The organism is Pseudoalteromonas sp. SR45-1 (assembly GCF_014163655.1).
In the GTDB taxonomy this organism is placed as follows: domain Bacteria; phylum Pseudomonadota; class Gammaproteobacteria; order Enterobacterales; family Alteromonadaceae; genus Pseudoalteromonas; species Pseudoalteromonas distincta.
Genome location: NZ_JACJDR010000007.1, coordinates 146,201 through 160,089, shown reverse-complemented (window position 1 = coordinate 160,089; position 13,889 = coordinate 146,201). Strand labels below are relative to the sequence as shown.

At 40.1% G+C, this 13,889-nt stretch carries 15 protein-coding genes; 9 read left to right on the top strand and 6 right to left on the bottom strand.

The genetic code is table 11. The annotated features are described in order from the left end of the window. The first annotated feature begins 4 nt into the window (after positions 1-4). A complete protein-coding gene (gene pilB / locus H5089_RS09320; RefSeq protein ID WP_149603263.1) occupies positions 5-1,681 on the top strand; it encodes a type IV-A pilus assembly ATPase PilB in 1,677 nt (558 codons plus the stop codon). A 101-nt stretch (positions 1,682-1,782) separates the two neighbouring features. Continuing rightward, on the top strand, positions 1,783-2,013 hold the full coding sequence (yacG, locus tag H5089_RS09315; RefSeq protein ID WP_002957774.1) for a DNA gyrase inhibitor YacG: 231 nt from the start codon (positions 1,783-1,785) through the stop codon (positions 2,011-2,013). 72 nt (positions 2,014-2,085) lie between these two features. Here yacG and H5089_RS09310 read toward each other — a convergent pair whose 3' ends face one another. After that, positions 2,086-2,574, bottom strand: a complete 489-nt coding sequence (locus H5089_RS09310; RefSeq protein WP_182695579.1) for a periplasmic heavy metal sensor — start codon at positions 2,572-2,574, stop codon at positions 2,086-2,088. Between the two features lie 165 nt (positions 2,575-2,739). On the opposite strand from H5089_RS09310, the gene H5089_RS09305 reads away from it, so the two are divergent. Genes H5089_RS09305 through H5089_RS09295 form a run of 3 tightly spaced genes read left to right on the top strand, consistent with a single transcriptional unit; the run spans position 2,740 to position 5,773 of the window. Next, positions 2,740-3,429 (top strand): response regulator, encoded by a 690-nt coding sequence (locus H5089_RS09305; protein ID WP_182712055.1) that lies wholly within the window; start codon positions 2,740-2,742, stop codon positions 3,427-3,429. Beyond that, positions 3,407-4,822 carry an ATP-binding protein gene (locus H5089_RS09300; RefSeq protein ID WP_182712054.1) on the top strand — a complete coding sequence of 472 codons (1,416 nt, stop codon included), beginning with the start codon at positions 3,407-3,409 and terminating at the stop codon, positions 4,820-4,822. The genes H5089_RS09305 and H5089_RS09300 overlap by 23 nt, the downstream gene beginning before the upstream one ends. A 3-nt stretch (positions 4,823-4,825) precedes the next feature. Next, complete coding sequence (locus H5089_RS09295) at positions 4,826-5,773, top strand: alpha/beta fold hydrolase (protein WP_182712053.1); 948 nt, start codon at positions 4,826-4,828, stop codon at positions 5,771-5,773. Here the strand turns inward: H5089_RS09295 and H5089_RS09290 are convergent. Continuing rightward, entirely contained in the window at positions 5,736-6,599 is an 864-nt protein-coding gene (locus tag H5089_RS09290; protein ID WP_182712086.1) for a cation diffusion facilitator family transporter, read from the bottom strand. The genes H5089_RS09295 and H5089_RS09290 overlap by 38 nt on opposite strands. A 160-nt stretch (positions 6,600-6,759) precedes the next feature. On the opposite strand from H5089_RS09290, the gene trmL reads away from it, so the two are divergent. After that, positions 6,760-7,224 carry a tRNA (uridine(34)/cytosine(34)/5-carboxymethylaminomethyluridine(34)-2'-O)-methyltransferase TrmL gene (gene trmL / locus H5089_RS09285; protein ID WP_002957780.1) on the top strand — a complete coding sequence of 155 codons (465 nt, stop codon included), beginning with the start codon at positions 6,760-6,762 and terminating at the stop codon, positions 7,222-7,224. 68 nt (positions 7,225-7,292) lie between these two features. On the opposite strand, the gene gpsA is transcribed toward trmL, so the two are convergent. The 4 genes from gpsA to H5089_RS09265 are packed head-to-tail and all read right to left on the bottom strand — an operon-like array spanning position 7,293 to position 9,544. Further along, positions 7,293-8,300, bottom strand: a complete 1,008-nt coding sequence (gene gpsA, locus H5089_RS09280) for an NAD(P)H-dependent glycerol-3-phosphate dehydrogenase (RefSeq protein WP_024597561.1) — start codon at positions 8,298-8,300, stop codon at positions 7,293-7,295. A 3-nt stretch (positions 8,301-8,303) separates the two neighbouring features. After that, positions 8,304-8,789 (bottom strand): protein-export chaperone SecB, encoded by a 486-nt coding sequence (gene secB / locus H5089_RS09275; protein ID WP_002957782.1) that lies wholly within the window; start codon positions 8,787-8,789, stop codon positions 8,304-8,306. Between the two features lie 34 nt (positions 8,790-8,823). Continuing rightward, positions 8,824-9,081 carry a glutaredoxin 3 gene (gene grxC, locus H5089_RS09270; protein ID WP_182712052.1) on the bottom strand — a complete coding sequence of 86 codons (258 nt, stop codon included), beginning with the start codon at positions 9,079-9,081 and terminating at the stop codon, positions 8,824-8,826. A gap of 31 nt (positions 9,082-9,112) precedes the next feature. Continuing rightward, positions 9,113-9,544 (bottom strand): rhodanese-like domain-containing protein, encoded by a 432-nt coding sequence (locus H5089_RS09265; protein ID WP_024604567.1) that lies wholly within the window; start codon positions 9,542-9,544, stop codon positions 9,113-9,115. 339 nt (positions 9,545-9,883) lie between these two features. Here H5089_RS09265 and gpmM point away from each other — a divergent pair, with 339 nt between their 5' ends. Genes gpmM through H5089_RS09250 form a run of 3 tightly spaced genes read left to right on the top strand, consistent with a single transcriptional unit; the run spans position 9,884 to position 13,871 of the window. Beyond that, positions 9,884-11,428: a 2,3-bisphosphoglycerate-independent phosphoglycerate mutase gene (gpmM, locus tag H5089_RS09260; RefSeq protein WP_002957786.1), complete on the top strand. Its 1,545-nt coding sequence runs from the start codon at positions 9,884-9,886 to the stop codon at positions 11,426-11,428. 3 nt (positions 11,429-11,431) lie between these two features. Beyond that, on the top strand, positions 11,432-12,571 hold the full coding sequence (locus H5089_RS09255) for a murein hydrolase activator EnvC (protein ID WP_024603730.1): 1,140 nt from the start codon (positions 11,432-11,434) through the stop codon (positions 12,569-12,571). 34 nt (positions 12,572-12,605) lie between these two features. Next, positions 12,606-13,871: a S41 family peptidase gene (locus H5089_RS09250; protein WP_024597558.1), complete on the top strand. Its 1,266-nt coding sequence runs from the start codon at positions 12,606-12,608 to the stop codon at positions 13,869-13,871. Positions 13,872-13,889 lie beyond the last annotated feature (18 nt).

Here is a 13,889-nt window from a genome sequence, read left to right as displayed (position 1 = left end):
CGCAATGAATATTAACTCACCGTTATTGAGAAAATTTATAACCCTTGGCCGCATTGATGCCGACACGGTTAAAAACAAACAAAATGAATTTGCCTCAACAGCTGAGCTTATTTCTAAATGTGGAAAAATCGATAGTAAAGATTTAGCTGAACAATGTATTGATTTGTTTCGCGTACCTTATTTTGATTTAAAAGATTTTGATCCTACAAGAATCCCGGCCGATCTCGTAAAAGAAAAACTCATACGTAAACATCACATTTTACCGCTTGTTCAAAAAGATCGAAAAGTTTATATAGCAGCATCAGACCCAACAGATTACGGCGCATTCGAAAACTTTGAGTTTAGTACCGGTCTTTCATGCGAAATTGTTGTTGTTGATTATATTCAACTCGATAACAAAATTGAGCAATTGCTAGATGCCACTGGCAGCTTAAATCTAACTGATGACGAGTTTCAAGAATTTGCTGACTTAGACTCAGAAAGCCAAAGAGATACAGCACCACAAGATGACGATAAAGATGATGCGCCTATCATCGTATACATCAACAAAATTTTAATGGATGCCATTAAAAAAGGCGCCTCTGATTTACATTTTGAGCCATACGAGCACAAGTACCGTATTCGCTTTCGTATTGATGGCATTTTGCATGAAGTGGCAAGCCCACCTAATACATTAGCAACCAAGCTTTCTGCGCGTATTAAAGTAATGTCGCGACTAGATATTGCCGAAAAACGCAAACCACAAGATGGTCGTATAAAGCTAAAAATTACTGAACGCAAAAGTATCGACTTTCGTGTAAGTACCATGCCTACCTTGTGGGGCGAAAAAATAGTAATGCGTATCCTTGATTCATCAAGCGCTATGTTAGGCATTGATGTATTAGGCTATGAGCCTGAGCAGAAAAAGCTCTACATGGACGCGCTTGCCCAGCCTCAAGGGATGATACTTGTAACAGGGCCAACGGGTTCTGGTAAAACAGTATCGCTATACACAGGTTTAAATATATTAAACCAACCTGAGCGTAATATTAGTACTGCGGAAGATCCGGTTGAGATTAACCTTGAAGGTGTAAACCAAGTACAAATAAATATTAAAGCCGACATGACTTTTGCCAACGCACTGCGCGCATTTTTACGTCAAGATCCTGATGTAGTTATGGTAGGTGAAATACGTGACTTAGAGACCGCAGAAATATCAATAAAAGCGGCGCAAACAGGTCACTTGGTTTTATCAACATTGCATACAAACTCAGCGCCGGAAACAATCACTCGTTTATTAAATATGGGTGTACCTGCTTATAACGTAGCAAGTTCGATTAGCTTAATAATAGCCCAGCGTTTAGCACGTCGCTTGTGCCCTAAATGTAAAACGCCAGAACAACTTCCGAGTGAAGAACTGGCTCGCCAAGGATTTAGCGCCGAGCAAATTGAAGAAATGACGTTATATATGCCTAAAGGGTGTGATAGCTGTACTGATGGTTACAAAGGGCGTGTGGGTATTTACGAAGTAATGCAAATTACTCCTGAAATTGCCCAAATTATTATGCGCGGTGGTAACTCGCTTGAAATAGCAGACGTATCACTTAAAGCCGGTTTTAATAATTTACGTTTATCGGGTTTACGCAAAGCAGCCGATGGCCTTACATCCCTTGGTGAAATAAACCGCGTAACCAATTTTTAAAGTCCCACAGTAAAAGATAAGGCTCTAAGCTCAGAGCCTTATAGCTAGAGACTCATATATAAGTAATGTAATATGCACCAAAAATTTGTAGAGAGTAATTTATGCCTACTGTTGTAAACTGCCCAACCTGTAAAACTAAAGTTGAATGGTCAGAGCAAAGCCCATTTCGCCCTTTTTGCTCAAAGCGCTGCCAACTAATTGATTTAGGTGAATGGTCGTTCGAAAATAATAAAATTTCTGCACCAATCACCTCGGCTGAAGAGTTTAGCCAAGACATGATTGAAGATATTGAAGCAATGATGGCTAAAAATGAAGATGACTTTTTTAAGTGATTTATCTTCATAATGCCCTAAATACAAAAACCAGCATTACGCTGGTTTTTTAGTATTTACAAAAAAGTAAAATTAACTTTTTTGTTTACGGTGCTTTTTATTCATACGCTTTTGCATTTTAGCAAACTTCTCTTTTTGCTCAGCGTTAAGCACTTGCATTACTTGGTGTTGTGTTTTTAGTTTAATTAAACCAAATTGCTCACCTTTTTCGCGGCGTTCATTTAATAGCTCTTTTGCTGCATTTTCGTCAAATGTCGCAGCCGAAAGTAATGCATCCATTTTTGCTTTGTGCGCTTCACGCATCGCTTTACGGGCTTCTTTATCGTCGCCACGCAGAGCTTTCATTTGTGTTTTTTGCGCTTCAAAAATAGCCTTTAGCTTAGTTTGCTGCTCATCTGTTAGGTTTAATTTTTCGACGCCGCGCTCAGAAAGTAAAAAACGAGCTTGCGAATGGCCTTGCTTATGTCCGTCGCCTTTAGCTAACACGCTACCAGCACCAAGCGTTGCTGTTGCTAAGCCACAGATAAGTACTAATTTTGAAAGTGTGTTTAATTTAGTCATAATCATTACCTTAATATTGGGTTGGTTGTGGCTGCTAAGCCAGTGAGTTAACTATACCTAACTCAACGCAAAGTAACGCAAAGCAGTGTAAAGGTTGTGTAAAGATTCACCTTTGCACTATTTAGCGGGTAAAATAACGCTATAAACAACTCTAAGGGTTTGTAAATGAAACTATTAATGATTGATGACGACACTGGCCTTTGTGAGCTATTAAGTGAATATTTAACTGCCCAAGGGTTTGAAATACAAAGCGTACACGACGGTGAACAAGGCCTTAAACTAGCACAAGCAAATGACTACGGCCTGATATTGCTAGATGTAATGTTACCAACGCTTGATGGTTTTGAAGTACTTAAACAACTTAGGCAAACAAAACTCACACCGGTAATAATGCTTACAGCAAAAGGTGAAGACTTTGACCGTATTTTTGGTCTAGAGCTAGGCGCTGACGATTACATTCCAAAGCCTTTTAATCATCGTGAATTACTAGCCCGCGTAAAAGCAATAACTCGCCGTATAGAGCACATTAATAGCTTAAATGTAGCTACAACTAGTAAGTTACTCGTTAATGGCATTACTGTTAACCTTGCAGCTCGAGAGGCCTCAATAGACGGCTCTACACTAACGCTTACTGGTACAGAGTACGAAATACTCACGCTATTGTGTAAAAGTGCAGGTGAAGTGGTTAGTAAAGAGCAAATTAGTGAAGAAGTACTAGGTAGGCGTTTAGCTTCTTTCGATCGCTCTATCGATATGCATGTAAGTAATATCCGCAAAAAAATAGCAGAGCATATTCCAGGTGAGCGAATTAAAACAATGAGAGGTACGGGTTATGTCTTTATCCAAGGCGAATAAAAGCACTTACTTTGCTTGGTTAAAACACCCTGGGCACTACCTGTTTTTTAAAATATTTATTTGGTTTTGGTTAACTATAATCGGCACCGTTGCAGCGCTTATATTTTTAAGTAACATTACCGCTATTAACGCGGTAACTAACGAGCCGCTTTATGGCCCTATGAAAAAAAACTTAATATATACCGCCAAAAGTATTGAGCGCACTGCTATTAAACATAAGCGCAGCCTAAGCGATGTATTAGTACACCCTCGCCTATCAAAGCGTAAACTTTTATACTTAAGCGCAGCTCAAAGCGAGGACTCTCTTAGCAGTAAAGAGGTGCCAGAGAGCATCGACTTAAGTTTATTAAACTTTACTCAAAATATGTCACCACAAATTATTTTCACTGAGAAATATCAAGCCTTCGGCCCTGTTAACATAAACGTGCCTGAAGGGAGTTTTTATCTTTATGAAATAGATATTAACCATCAACCGCCGCTATTAATGCGCTTTAAGCTTATGCCTAATTGGATGAAAATAGTCATCGCAATTGTTGCCTCTCTTATTTTAAGCTTTGTATTTAGCCGTAACTTAATAGCCCCTATAAATAGTCTTAAAAAAGCAGCTATTAAACTATCAGCGGGCAACCTAAGCGCAAGAGCCGACATTTCTGTAAACCGAAAAGATGAGCTGGGAATACTTGGGCGAGACTTTAACAGCATGGCCAATCAGTTAGAGCTTTTAATTAGTTCACAAAAACGCTTATTAGCCGACATATCACATGAGTTACGCTCGCCCCTTACGCGTTTAAAAATGGCTACTGGTCTTGCGCAAATGCAAGCTAACGACGCTAGCCAATCGTATTTATTACGCATAGAAAAAGAAGCTAACCAACTTGATAAGATGATTGCCGACGTGCTGCAAGTTTCTCGCTTAGAAGCAAAAAGCCAAGCGCTTTCATTGCAAAAACAATCATTACAAATAATTGTAGATCACGTTATTAACGATGCGCAGTTTGAAGCAAAACAAAATAATAAGCAGCTCAATATAGTGGGCGCTGTAGACGTAAATATTAATTGCGACGAAACCCTTATTGCCAGTGCGCTTGAAAACCTACTTCGTAACGCTATTAAATATGCAAACAATACAATTAGCATTACTCTAAAGCACACAGATGCCATTTATATAGAAATATGTGATGATGGCTCTGGTGTGCCCGATGAGCAACTGAGCAAGCTTTGTGAGCCCTTTTTTAGGCAATCAGATGCACGGGATCGCGTAAGTGGTGGTACGGGTTTAGGGCTGGCGATTGCTAAAAATGCTATTACTGCGCATGGTGGCAGTTTAGTATTATCAAATAAAGAACTAGGTGGCTTGTGTGCTAATATAACCTTGCCATTAATAAAAGAGTAAAGCATGTTTTATAGTTCAGAAGCCCAGCTTGAGAGCAATCAAGAGGCCATTAATGTTTTTTATACTTCAAATTTAATTAAAAGCTACTTAGATACGCCATCAGGAAAGCTATTTTACGCATACACAATCCCTAAAAACGCGACAACCGCAATAGTAGTAAGTACAGGGCGTATTGAAGGCCTAGAAAAATATAAAGAACTGCTCTGGGAGCTGTATTGTAATAATTTTGCTGTGTTTATTATGGATCATCAAGGTCAGGGCCGCTCTTACAGGCACCTTAAAAATAAACATAAAGGCTTTGTAAAACATTATAATAACTACAGCAGTGACCTAAATAACTTTGATCAGCAAATAGTTTCAAAACATTGGCAAGGTAAAAAAGTCATGCTGGCTCATTCAATGGGTGGCGCCATTGCTATTGATTATTTAGCAAAATTTGAAAATAGCTATAAAGGCGTGTTTTTGTCTGCTCCTATGTTTGATATTTTTACAAAAGACGTACCCAAAATACCAACGAAGTTTATTGTTAAATTAGCCACTTTACTTGGTTTACACTCTTGCTATGCATTTGGACAAGGCAACTACAACCCGATCCCATTTACCGAAAACGTACTTACTAGCAGCGAGAAGCGTTACACCTACTTTAGGCAAACCTATAAATTAGAACCTAACATACAATTAGGTGGCGTTACGTTTGGCTGGTTAGCAGCTACAATATCGTTTTTAAAGTCTGTTGATAACCTAAACGTACCAATCCCTTTGTTTATAGCAAGTGCAGCTAGCGATACAGTGGTAAACAACAAAGCACAGTACAGTCTTGCAAAAAGGCATGCTCATGCAACGATTGAGAGTTTTGAAGGGGCTAAACACGAGCTACTTTTTGAACGTGACGAAATTCGAAAGCCGCTATTAACTAACTTTTATCAATTTTGTGAGTCGGTGACGGCTTAACAAGTACTGACAAAGGGTCGAGGTGGATCAGTATATCTACCTCAGACTCAAAACGTTCTTTGAGCATTGCCTCTACTTCATCAGCCACATTGTGCGCGCGAATCAAGCTTAAATGATCATCAAGCTCTAAGTGCATTTGAATAAACTTAACTTTTCCGCCCTGGCGAGTACGAATGTCATGCACGCCATACACATCAGCATGGGCTCTGGCTATGTCAAATATGCTTTTTTTTTCGTCATCAGGGAGTTCTTTATCCATTAAATGATCGGCACTATCGCGAGCTATATCCCAGCTGTTATAAAGTAAGTAACCCGCTACACCTATTGCAAAAATAGGATCTGCATACAACACGCCATAATAAGCTAACAAAATAGCTAACAGCACAGCAGCGTTTAATATTAAATCGCCTTTGTAATGTACTGAGTCGGCTTTTATAGCAATGGAATCGGTATACTTAACCACTTTGTTTTGTACAAATACAATGACGAGCGTACACGCAATAGCAAAAATACTTACCCACACACCTAATAAAGAATGGCTTAACTGTATAGGGTTAAATAATCGCTCAATACCATGAAAAGCAAGTAGGCAACCTGATCCAGCAATAAATGCGGCTTGGCCAAGTCCTGCAAGTGCTTCAGCTTTTCCGTGTCCAAATCTATGGTCATCATCTGCTGGGCGCAGTGCGTAACCCAACACTAAAAAGCTCATAGCGGTGGCAGTAATATCCATTAACGAATCAGTTAACGAGCCAAGCATTGAAGCCGAGCCAGAAGCCAGCCAGGCCCATGTTTTTGCGCCGATCATTAAGCTAACCATGACCATGGTAACAATGCTGGAAGTTTTAACCCAAAATTCGTAGCTACGGTTATGCACGCGTGTATCCATTAATCACTGTATTGAATGTGTTGAGTATATCATTTTTTTAAAAGGTTTCGTGTATACTGCCCTTCGTCAAACTACAGATTATTTTATAAGGCTCATTATGCTGGATATTGTTTTATACCAACCTGAAATACCGCCTAACACAGGTAATATTATTCGCCTATGTGCCAATACTGGCTATGCATTACATTTAATTGAGCCATTAGGTTTTGAATGGGACGATAAACGCGTGAAACGTGCGGGCCTTGATTACCATGAATTTAGCCATGTTCAACGCCATGCCTCTTTTGAGGACTACCTTGAAAAATGCAAACCTAAAAAAGTGTATGCCTGTACAACTAAAGGCAGTCAGTTTCATCATGAAGCAAGTTACGAAGCTGGCGACTGCTTGGTATTTGGTCCTGAAACACGCGGCCTGCCTGATGAAATGATTCAAGCATTACCAAACGATCAGCGTGTACGTATTCCTATGCAAGCAAATAGCCGTAGTATGAACCTGTCAAATGCAGTCGCCGTGTTTGTTTACGAGTCGTGGCGTCAGTTGGGCTTCCCTAACGCCCAGTAAATATAATCCGTTAGGCAATAAAAAACCGACATAATGTCGGTTTTTTAGTTAAGGCCTAGCTCAAGCGCTTATTCAGCGCGTTGTTCTCGTCCTAAAAGAGCCATAGCGGCTTCTTTCATGTCTTTATTTTCATAAAGTACTTTATAAATTTGCTCTGTGATTGGCATTTCTACGCCAGCACGCTGCGCTAGTAAATACACTTCTTTAGTGTTTCTAAAGCCTTCAACTACTTGGCCAATAGACTCAATAGCAGCATCAACACTCTCGCCTTTACCTAACGCCAAACCAAATCGACGATTACGTGATTGGTTATCTGTACAGGTTAGTATTAAATCACCAAGGCCTGCCATTCCCATAAAGGTTTCTGGCTTAGCACCCAGAGCACAACCTAAACGAGTGAGCTCTGCAAGGCCTCGGGTAATGAGCGCGGTACGCGCATTAGCACCAAAACCTACACCGTCCGAAATACCGGCACCAATTGCAATTACATTTTTAACCGCACCACCGAGCTGTATACCAATAAAGTCATCATTGTTATACACACGGAATGAGCGACCACAATGAAGTAAATCAGCCAGTTGCTGCGCAAATTCAGGTGACGTAGAAGACACTGAAATAGCTGTAGGTGACCCCATCGCCATTTCTTTTGCAAACGTAGGACCCGAAAGTACCGCAAGTGGTATGTCATCACCCAATTCTTGCAAAGCAACTTCTTGTAACAAACGTCCAGTATTAGGCTCAAGCCCTTTAGTTGCCCACGCTACTTTAGCACCCTCTTGCAATGCAGGTTTTATTTGCGCAAGCGTGTCGCCAAAAGCATGGCTTGGCACAACAACAAGTACAATAGCACTGCTAGCAACGGCATGTTGTAAGTTAGCTTCAAGAGTAAGAGTATCTGGGAAAGGAGCATCAGGTAAGTAACGTTGATTTTTCCGCTCAGCTGCAAGCGTGGCAACGTCGTCGCTATTTCTTCCCCAAAGTGTCACCTGGTGACCATTTCGGGCTAAACAAATAGCAAGGGCGGTGCCGTAAGACCCCGCCCCTAATACAGTAACAGCTGTAGTTGCTGTACTCATAAGTTATGCGTCTGCTGAAGCCTGGTCAGCTTGCGCAGTACGTTGTTGCATGTATTGTGCAAATAACGCATCAAAATTAACTGGCGCAAGGTTAAGCTGTGGGAAAGTACCACGGTTAACAAGATTTGAAACAGCTTCACGTGCATATGGAAATAACACGTTAGGACAAAATGCACCTAGCATGTGCGCAAGTTGCACTTCTTCAACTTCAGCAATAGTAAAAATACCTGCTTGTTGAATTTCACATAAGAACGCAGTTTCTTCACCAATAGATGCAGTTACAGTTAGCGCTAAAACAACTTCAAATACACCTTCGTCCAACTTGTTTGAGCGTGTATCTAGGTCTAGCTTAACTTCTGGTGTCCATTCTTTTTGAAAGATGGCCGGAGAGTTTGGCGTTTCAAACGATACATCTTTAGTGTAAATGCGTTGAATAGTAAATTGTGCGCCAGCTTCAGCAGCTGCTACGTTTTGATTTTCTTCGTTCATTGTTATTCCTAACTTGTTCGTTATTATAATTAAATTAAGCGTTTAGCTTAGCGTCAAGTTTACCTTGCGCTTCAATAGCCATCATGTCGTCGCAGCCACCGATATGTTCATCATTAATAAAAATTTGCGGTACTGTGCTTGCACCACATGCTTTGGCAATCATTTCATCGCGTAGCTCAGGCTGCACACCAATATCATAATTTGTGTATTCAACGCCTTTGCTGTTTAAAAGCGAAAGAGCACGCTGACAAAATGGACAATACGCCTTGGTGTATAAAACAACATTACTCATAATAAATCCTCTATCGGCCTAGCTAAACTGATTAGCGACCTGTTGTAGTTGGTAAGCTGGCAGATTGCCACGCACCCATGCCACCTGCTAATAAGTAAACTCGTTCAAAACCAGCTTTACTCATAGCGGCTGCAGTACCTTGGGCAGTCATACCTGTAGTACATACAACTATAATGGGTTTAGTCTTGTACTTTTCAAGGCTTGAAAAGTCAGATTTTTTCGCATTCTCTGGGCTTAAGTGCTCAGCACCAGAAATACGCCCTGCATTAAACTCTTTTTGCGCACGTATATCGATTACTTGACCGTCATCACGGTTAATAAGTAACGTAAGCTGCTGGGGATTTATTTGACGAACAGCTGAAAGCTTACTTTTTATCCAGCCACTAACAATAAGGAAAACAATACCAACCCAAGCAAGGCTTAAAATGGGATGATTTGTAATAAATTCAATATATTGTTCCATTCTACTTCCACTATGAAATTATGTTTTAAAACATGATGTTTTAAGGATTTTGTACTTTAGCCACGCAAGTATACCCAAACCAACCTAAAATGCGAGTTTAGGAGCACTTAGAGGCGTTTAAAAAACGATAAAGCCCCCCATATATAGTTAACAAGAACTCTGGATAATAAATCTATCTCAAGCAGAGTTCAGGTTAGTCAATGAGGTATAAGTGAAAAAATTTAATATCTTGTTTTCAATGCTGATCCTAGCTTAAAAACACGGTATGCTAAAACCACGCTAATAAACCTTTTTAGGTGCACAGTATCCATCAACAGATACTAATTTTCAGGAGCTATTATGACAGAGCATAAAAAACCACTGGTATTAATGATTTTAGACGGTTGGGGACACCGCGAAGATACGCAAAGTAATGCTATTCTTGCAGCTAACACACCTGTATTAGACAACTTATGGGCCACCCGCCCACACACATTAATATCGGCTTCGGGTTTAGATGTTGGTCTTCCTGATGGTCAAATGGGCAACTCAGAAGTTGGCCATGTAAACTTAGGTGCAGGGCGCATTGTGTATCAAGATTTTACCCGTATCACCAAAGCAATTAACGATGGCGAGTTTGATTCAACCCCAGCCTTAGTTGAAAACATAGACAAAGCAGTAAGTGCTGGTAAAGCGGTTCACATAATGGGTCTTTTAAGCCCAGGTGGTGTGCATAGCCATGAAGATCATATAGTTGCAAGTATTGAGCTGGCGGCAAAACGTGGTGCTAAAGAAGTCTATTTCCATGCATTTTTAGACGGCCGTGACACACCTCCACGTAGCGCAAAAGCATCAATTGAACGAATTGAAGCGTTATTTAGTAAACTTAAGTGCGGACGTTTAGCATCACTTATTGGCCGTTACTACGCAATGGACAGAGACAACCGTTGGAACCGTGTAGAAAAAGCTTACAACGTAATGACGCTCGCCGAAGGCGACTTTAATTTTGATAATGGTGTTGAAGCACTTAATGCAGCGTACGAGCGCGACGAAAACGACGAGTTTGTAGCAGCTACGACCATTACGCCGACAGGTGCCACTCCGGCTTCAATAAACGATGGCGACACCGTTATTTTTGCTAACTTTAGAGCAGATAGAGCCCGCGAAATTACCCGCGCTTTTGTTGAGCCTGAATTTGATGGTTTTACTAAAAAAAGAACGCCAGAGCTTAGCGCATTTGTAATGATGACAGAGTATGCAGCCGATATAGACGCACCTGTTGCATTTGGACCTACACCGCTAATAAACGTACTTGGTGAATGGTTTGAAAAAAATAATAAAACACAGCTTCGTATTTCAGAAACCGAAAAATACGCACACGTTACGTTTTTCTTTAGTGGCGGACGTGAAAGCGAATTTAAAGGTGAAACACGCGAGCTAATTCCTTCGCCGCAAGTAGCAACCTACGACCTACAACCTGAAATGAACTCAGAAATGCTAACCGACAAACTAGTAGAAGCAATTAAAAGCGGTAAATACGATGCTATTATTTGTAACTACCCTAATGGCGATATGGTTGGTCACTCAGGTGTATTTGAAGCCGCTGTTAAAGCTTGTGAAGCTGTAGATAGCTGTATCGGACGTGTTGTTGATGCACTAGAAGAGTTTGGTGGTGAAGCACTAATTACAGCCGATCATGGTAATGCTGAGCAAATGGCTGATCTCAAAACAGGCCAAGCACATACTGCCCACACTAGCGAACCGGTGCATTTTATTTATGTTGGTCGCGATGCAGAGCCAATGCAAGGTAAAGCCTTGAGTGATGTAGCCCCAACAATGCTTCACTTAATGGGTATGGAGCAACCAAAAGAAATGACTGGTACGCCTATCATGATGTTGAAATAACACATGAACAAACGTATTAACCGGTTAATTAAGTGCGGTTTGATACTAACTTCATTAGTGGCTGCATCTGCAGTTGCTAATGAAGATCGTACTAAAAAAGACTTATCAGAGGTTCAAAATGCACTTGAGCAAAGCCAAGCTGAATATAACGCCCAAAGAAAAAAAATAGCGTCGCTACAAAAAAATCTAAAGAGCCATGAACTCGATATAGCTAAAAATGCTAAAGCACTTAACATGGCAGAGCAATCCGTAAAAGAGACTAAAACACAGCAAAAAGAGTTACAAAGTAAAGCCGATGAGCTCGATAAAAAGCACACTCAGTTTCAGAAAATTTTAGCCGCGCAACTCAAAAGTGCCTATATGGCCGGTGGCGACGACTACTCTAAAATGCTGTTGAATCAAGAAGACACAGCCAAGTTTGAGCGCACACTTAGCTATTACAATTACTTAAATAAAGCCCGTATTGAACAAATCGAAGATCTAAAAGATCTTCAACAGCAAATAGTACAAAACCAAGAAGAGCTTGTTAAAACACAAGAAAAACTAGAGCTTTTATTTGATGAACAAAAAAGACGTCAAACTGCATTACTTAATGCACAAAGTGAACGCCAAGCTAATCTTAAAAACTTACAAGCTCAGCTCAACAGCACTAAAAGCTCAATAAATTATTTAAAAGAAAACCAACAAACTTTAGTAACAACGATTAAAGAGCTCGAAAAAGAAAAAACACAAAAAATAGAATTACTTGGCCTAAATAAGAGCAAGGGCAAATTAGACTGGCCGAGCAAAGGCAAGTTAGAGCACACATTCGGCCAACGTAAGCATGGTGGTATTGATTGGAAAGGCGTGTTAATTGGTGCAAAAGAAGGCACTAATATTAATAGCGTGCACAACGGCCAAGTTGTATTTGCCGATTGGCTAAAAGGTTATGGATGGGTAATTGTTGTAGACCATGGTGAAGGTTTTATGAGCCTATATGGCCACGCTCAAACGCTACTAAGAGATGTAGGGGATATGGTACGTGAAGGCGAAACCCTCGCTTTAGTAGGCCAAAGCGGCGGACAGGCAAGTTCTGGTCTATACTTTGAAATACGCCACAAAGGACGCGCAGTAAATCCTGTAAAATGGTGCAAACGTATTTAATTAGATAAATCGCTGCACCGCCTTGGAGCAGCTGATGACAACTAAAAAACACACAATAAATACCGTTAATAAAAAAAGTGCAGACTTTTATATAAGTCTGTACTTACTTGTATTACTAACCCTAATTACCTTTACTAGTAATGCACTAGCAAGCTCAATTAAAGATCTTAAAAGACAACAAATAGACGAAATACTCTTTAACATTCATACCTATTACGTTGAAGATCTCACCTTACAAAATAGCCACCATATTAAATATAACAACCAGCAGTTTGAGCGTTTATATTCAAAACTCGACTCCTATTCTAAGTACTTAAATGAGTATGAGTTAGCCTCATTATTTGATAATACAAATGGTCGTTACACAGGTATTGGTATAGAAGTTAAGAACATAGACGAGAATATGACTATTGTTAACGTGGTTAATAATTCGCCCGCAAAAGCAGCAGGTATTTTACCAGGCGATATTATTGTAAGTGTAAACAACAACGCAGCTCAAAACCGTACTATCGACGAAGTAGCAACACTAATAAGAGACAGTGAATTTTCGAATATAGATATAATTGTAAATCGCGATAACAATAAAAACCCACTCACTTTTCATGTCACACGTCGCCAAATAAACCTCGAAAGTGTAACAAGCGAACTTTTAGATTTTGGAACTGGTTACATAGCTATCAATAACTTCTCTAACCACACATTACATGAAGTTGCACTACAAGTTGCCGCCCTGCAAAGCCATTTTGGCTACCCACTTAAAGGCTTAGTAATTGATTTACGGGATAACCCAGGGGGGACATTACAAAGCGCAGTGGCTGTATCAGACCTATTTTTACAAAGTGGCACTATAGTAACGACTAAAGGACGTTTTTACGATGCTAACCAAGCATTTTATGCAAAGCGTGGAGACATTCTAAAAAATGCGCCCATAGTTGTGCTTATAAACGAAAATTCTGCCTCTGCAGCCGAAATACTTGCAGCAGCACTTAAAGATAATAACCGAGCAACCATTGTTGGCAGCCAATCTTTTGGGAAAGGCTCTGTACAATCACTCATTCCACTCGGTGATGGCAATACCGCATTAAAGCTCACCACAGCGAAATACTTCACACCGTTAGGTAAATCGATTGATGGAATAGGAATAACCCCAGATGTGGCGGTTAATCAAACAAACCTTTCACAAAGTAATAAAGCCGTTATAATAAAAAATGAACACACTAACAATAATGCGCAATTACTTACTGGTAATCTAACCGATTTACAGTTGGTTAAAGCAAAACAATTACTCAGCATGCAATAGCTTGTATAAGCTGTATAA

What these genes read in the sequence shown, in the direction of transcription:
- H5089_RS09300 (WP_182712054.1), top strand. Translation starts at nt 3,407, where the DNA reads ATGTCTTTATCCAAGGCGAATAAAAGCACTTACTTTGCTTGGTTAAAA.
- H5089_RS09250 (WP_024597558.1), top strand. Translation starts at nt 12,606, where the DNA reads ATGACAACTAAAAAACACACAATAAATACCGTTAATAAAAAAAGTGCA.
- H5089_RS09295 (WP_182712053.1), top strand. Translation starts at nt 4,826, where the DNA reads ATGTTTTATAGTTCAGAAGCCCAGCTTGAGAGCAATCAAGAGGCCATT.
- gpsA (WP_024597561.1), bottom strand. Translation starts at nt 8,300, where the DNA reads ATGAGTACAGCAACTACAGCTGTTACTGTATTAGGGGCGGGGTCTTAC.
- grxC (WP_182712052.1), bottom strand. Translation starts at nt 9,081, where the DNA reads ATGAGTAATGTTGTTTTATACACCAAGGCGTATTGTCCATTTTGTCAG.
- H5089_RS09310 (WP_182695579.1), bottom strand. Translation starts at nt 2,574, where the DNA reads ATGACTAAATTAAACACACTTTCAAAATTAGTACTTATCTGTGGCTTA.
- H5089_RS09305 (WP_182712055.1), top strand. Translation starts at nt 2,740, where the DNA reads ATGAAACTATTAATGATTGATGACGACACTGGCCTTTGTGAGCTATTA.
- H5089_RS09255 (WP_024603730.1), top strand. Translation starts at nt 11,432, where the DNA reads ATGAACAAACGTATTAACCGGTTAATTAAGTGCGGTTTGATACTAACT.
- trmL (WP_002957780.1), top strand. Translation starts at nt 6,760, where the DNA reads ATGCTGGATATTGTTTTATACCAACCTGAAATACCGCCTAACACAGGT.
- secB (WP_002957782.1), bottom strand. Translation starts at nt 8,789, where the DNA reads ATGAACGAAGAAAATCAAAACGTAGCAGCTGCTGAAGCTGGCGCACAA.
- pilB (WP_149603263.1), top strand. Translation starts at nt 5, where the DNA reads ATGAATATTAACTCACCGTTATTGAGAAAATTTATAACCCTTGGCCGC.
- H5089_RS09290 (WP_182712086.1), bottom strand. Translation starts at nt 6,599, where the DNA reads ATGGTCATGGTTAGCTTAATGATCGGCGCAAAAACATGGGCCTGGCTG.
- gpmM (WP_002957786.1), top strand. Translation starts at nt 9,884, where the DNA reads ATGACAGAGCATAAAAAACCACTGGTATTAATGATTTTAGACGGTTGG.
- H5089_RS09265 (WP_024604567.1), bottom strand. Translation starts at nt 9,544, where the DNA reads ATGGAACAATATATTGAATTTATTACAAATCATCCCATTTTAAGCCTT.
- yacG (WP_002957774.1), top strand. Translation starts at nt 1,783, where the DNA reads ATGCCTACTGTTGTAAACTGCCCAACCTGTAAAACTAAAGTTGAATGG.